Source organism: Achromobacter sp. GbtcB20, from assembly GCF_019091095.1.
GTDB classification, from domain to species: Bacteria; Pseudomonadota; Gammaproteobacteria; order Burkholderiales; family Burkholderiaceae_B; genus Achromobacter; species Achromobacter mucicolens.
The window spans coordinates 1-248 of the sequence record NZ_JAGXJZ010000749.1 but is presented as its reverse complement, the minus strand read 5'-3'; the positions used below and the strand labels follow the sequence as shown (position 1 = coordinate 248).

General features: G+C 55.2%; 1 rRNA gene. It reads right to left on the bottom strand.

Going from position 1 to position 248, the window contains the following annotated elements:
- Positions 1-248 (bottom strand): 16S ribosomal RNA (locus KVT32_RS30965); the annotation flags it as partial.

The window sequence follows — 248 nt, the reverse complement described above, 5'->3', positions numbered from 1 at the left end:
AGACATCGTTTAGGGCGTGGTCTACCAGGGTATCTAATCCTGTTTGCTCCCCACGCTTTCGTGCATGAGCGTCAATCTTGACCCAGGGGGCTGCCTTCGCCATCGGTGTTCCTCCACATCTCTACGCATTTCACTGCTACACGTGGAATTCTACCCCCCTCTGCCAGATTCAAGCCTTGCAGTCTCCAACGCAATTCCCAGGTTGAGCCCGGGGCTTTCACGTCAGACTTACAAAACCGCCTGCGCAC